The following is a 3819-nucleotide window of genomic DNA, read 5'->3' on the forward strand; positions in this document are numbered from 1 at the left end:
GCCATTTCAACCAAGCCGCTGGCGTCAAATGATACGATCAACCTTCCATCCTCCTCGTCGATCATCCTCTGCTTTGGGTGGAATTCAAACTCGCGCGCAGTCACTGCCGCTGCCGGGTCGAAACGCCAGACGACACGGCTGAACTCCGCATCCATATGAAACGACCCGAATGCCTGTGCGGCGTAAGTTTCGAGATCGAACCCCTCGTCCCTTACAAACCAGTCAGGCGTGGCCTCAGCCGCAGAAATGCGGTCCATCCTGAACCGGCGGAACTGGTCATCCTTGTTCGGATCCCGTGCAACCAAATAATGCCGGGTGCCAAGCAGCATACCATAGGGCTCAACACGCCGCTCACGTGGGGCAGGATCATGTTTTCCTTGATAGCGGATTATAAGCCGGCACGGCCCTTTTAACGCTGCGGCAATGACGCTCATGACTTCAGGCGAAGTTTTCACCTTGGGACCTGGGCGGCAAGCGTAACCCTGCGCCTCAAGAACCGCTTCCGCATCCACCTCCGCGCGCCGCGCCGTTGCGGCGGGCAGCGTTGCGATAAAGCGTTCACGCAACCTTTGCAGTACCTCGGCTTGCGAGTGCGCCCCTTCTCGTGCCGCCCGGCGGACGCTCATCTCAAGGGCCACCAGTTCGTCATCATAGATACCCTGCATGCCGATCAAAGCGGTATCACGCAGCTTCCACCAATACTGACGACCGCCATGCGTGTTTGCAGCGAGGCTTGGAAACACTTCCTTCAATGCCTGCACCATGCGCTGGGCTGTTCGTTGGTTCACCTCGAACTCGTTCACAATATCTTGCAAGCAGACACCCCGATGGCGTGACGCGCACATGCCCGCCAGCCTCAATAGCTCCTGAGCTTTTCGGTATGACATGGCGACCCCCCTTTTATCCCCGACAGCTTCTGACGTAGCAACTGCAGTAAGCTCTCTCTAGAGGGCGACTCGCTCTATGGTGTTCTGTTGATTGAGGAATAGCGCCATCACCGATGAGGAGATGATGCAAAGGCATGCCTTCCCCAATGCACAACCCAGACGGTTCTTCCCTCTCACCAGCGTCTCAGGCGGCGCACACCTGGACCGGGTGGCATGCGGCGTCTGCTCAAAACAGAGAACGGAACAAAAATGGCATTACCACCGAGAGCCTTCTTCACATTGCACGAAACCGCAACACGATGGAGCTGTACCATCGCCGACCTCGCGGGCTGGGCCAGCGAAGGGAAGCTGGATATCGTGACTGGCATTCCACTGGCCATATGCGGACCCGACAAGGTGTCCGGCAAGATCAGCATATCACCAATGGACATGCTGCCCCTCTTCAGGCGCAGCGGCACGGGGCCAACCACCATCCAGCTGATGCGGGTAAAACCTGAACGCGCTCACGACTGGGCTTACGTCACAGAGCCCGTTGATGGGGTCAAAGTCTCCATCGCCGACTTGCTCATCAGCGGCCAGGATGTCCTGCGATTTGAGGATGAGCATGATTTATTGCGGCGCGTTGGTGGCGGCACAGGCGCGCTTTCACCCTATGACTGGGAAGGCATGTACGTGGCCTTGACCCGGCGCGTTCACGAACACGGCTTACCGGGGACACAAACAGAGTTGATAGCCGAAATGCAGGACTGGTTTGCCGATGTCGCAGAAAGCGCCGACATGCCCGACGAAAGCACCATTCGGCGCAGGTTGCGGCCGTTCTGGCGTGCGCTGCGCGGTGATGACTGAACATCAAATACGTCAGGCGCGCTTCACAGCAGCATCATGGACAATTTTGGGACGCGGGCGGAACATGCCAGCCACCGCATCAACGCCCGCCCGCAGGGGTGAGTCCATCAGATGCGCGTAACGCTGGGTCGTTTGCATTTGCGTATGGCCCAGCAGCCTGCCGATCATCTCAAGTGATGCGCCACCACTAACCAACAAGGAAGCAAACGTATGGCGCAAATCATGAATACGGACATCGGGCAGGTTGGCCTCTCGCTGCACGTTGATCCAAAACCTCCGGATTTCTTTTACAGGCTGACCGGGAACGTCGCCGGGAAACAGCCAAGGGTTATCTTTGGGCACCAAAAGAGCGCGTCGGCGCACGATGGCTGCGACATCTGCAGAAATCGGGATCCGGTGGATCTTGCGCTGCTTGGTGGTGGCGGCGGGTTTTGACCAGATGCCCAGTTCGAGATTGAACTGTTCAAACCGTGCTTGGCGCACCTCACCCACACGGCTGCCCGTCAGCATGCAGATCCGGATGATACCCGCTGCCCGCTGATCCTCGGCTGCGTCCAGTACGGTGGCCAGCCGTCCGATCTCTTCTTGCGACAAGAAGCGTTCGCGTGCCGTCTCGACACGCTTTTTGAACCCCGTGGCCGGGTTGTCCGTGCGCCAGCCCCAGCTGATGGCCAGCGTGAACATCTTGCGCAGCACTTCGCCCACGCGATTGGCCCGGATCGGCGTGGGCTTTGCGCCCTGCAGTTTGCGTGCACGGTTGTTTGGTTTTTGTTTTGACGGGCGGGCCCTGCCCTGCGCTATAATGTTCAGTAATGTGGCAACATCATGCGGCGTGATATCCGCCACCAGCTTGTTGGCCCAATGGGGCGCCACGAGCTTGGTCAGCATCGCTCGCTGGTCGGCTGCGTTCAGCGGTGCCAGATGCGGCACATGCTCAGCAAGATAACGGTCAATCATATCTTTGAACCTTGGCGCTTCGCGCAGTTCGCTACGATCATCCAGCGGATCACGCCCCTCGTCGATTTCCCGACGTAGCTCCCGCGCGCGTTCGCGGGCGGCTGCGGCACTCCACTCCGGCCAGCGTCCAATTGCCATCCGGCGCTGGCGTCCTGCAAAGCGGTAATCCAACACGAACGACCGAGACCCTGATCGTAAGATGCGAATGGAGAGCCCCCGGATCTCGGTGTCAAACACCTGATAATCCCGATCTTCTTGCGCAATCAGGTCTCTCACAGTTTTTTCATTCAGTCGCAGTCGTTTAACCATGTTTATTTCTCCTACTGCCACAGACACATGCGTAGATAAGCAGACCTATCAAGCGAAGCATGGACCTTTGACCGGCGCATAGGCGGTGACCGGCGGTGATGTGCCAAACGCTTGCCGGTCCCTGTAATCATTAATGAATTTCGAGGGGCGCATGTGACACACCGCTGTGGGGCACGGTGGACCCGAAGTTAAGAGCGGCCAAACGACAGGCGCAGCGGCCAATTTGGCACGATCCACAGCGTTTAAGACCCGGATTTTTGTAAATCTTGTTTAATATCAATGACCGGCAAGGGTCTGAACCCCTTGCCTGTTGGTTCAGTGCCGATGGATAGCCGCCAAACCCCCTGAAACAGGGCCAAAGCTTGTAAATCGGTTGCGAACGCAGCGCGCGATGACATCGCGAGGCCTCCGGCCCACCCGATTTTCCGGTGCAAGATTCTTGCGCCAAAACGGCCGAACTCCATAAAACTCAATAAGATCAATGACCGGCAAGCATTTGGCGCATCACCGCCGGTCAGTGCCTTCCCGCCGCCCCTTCGTCTCTGCGTTTCTTGAGGCCTGCAATCCGTCCGGTTCGGGCGACAAACAGGAGACAGACGATGACACAACAAAGAACGGCTATGCGTCCTACCAAAGCAAAGCTCTTGAGCGGCTGGATCAGCCGACTGGACCTTGCCCTTGAACTCGGTGTGACAGTCGAAACTCTGCGTCGCTGGGAGGGGCTGCGATTTGGTCCGCCCTGCGTGCGCGCCGGGCGCAAGGTTTATTACCGGCGCGATGCGGTTCAAGACTGGCTGACGCAGCAGGAGATGCCGAACCC

Annotated in this window: 4 protein-coding genes; 2 read left to right on the top strand and 2 right to left on the bottom strand. The window is 58.2% G+C overall.

Annotation, left to right across the window (positions count from 1 at the left end; translation table 11 throughout):
* The coding region (locus ACEN2R_RS20760; protein WP_442044820.1) for a helix-turn-helix transcriptional regulator at positions 1-887 on the bottom strand (887 nt) is incomplete at its 3' end.
* A 213-nt stretch (positions 888-1100) separates the two neighbouring features.
* Here ACEN2R_RS20760 and ACEN2R_RS20765 point away from each other — a divergent pair.
* A complete protein-coding gene (locus ACEN2R_RS20765) occupies positions 1101-1733 on the top strand; it encodes a hypothetical protein (protein WP_442044822.1) in 633 nt (210 codons plus the stop codon).
* Between the two features lie 12 nt (positions 1734-1745).
* Here the strand turns inward: ACEN2R_RS20765 and ACEN2R_RS20770 are convergent, their stop codons facing one another.
* Positions 1746-2999, bottom strand: coding sequence for a tyrosine-type recombinase/integrase (locus ACEN2R_RS20770; RefSeq protein ID WP_442044824.1), 1254 nt, complete (start codon positions 2997-2999; stop codon positions 1746-1748).
* 599 nt (positions 3000-3598) lie between these two features.
* On the opposite strand from ACEN2R_RS20770, the gene ACEN2R_RS20775 reads away from it, so the two are divergent.
* The coding region (locus ACEN2R_RS20775; protein ID WP_442044826.1) for a transcriptional regulator at positions 3599-3819 on the top strand (221 nt) is incomplete at its 3' end.

Origin of the sequence: Pseudogemmobacter sp. W21_MBD1_M6, assembly GCF_052119585.1 — a bacterium.
GTDB lineage: Bacteria > Pseudomonadota > Alphaproteobacteria > Rhodobacterales > Rhodobacteraceae > JBGQOJ01.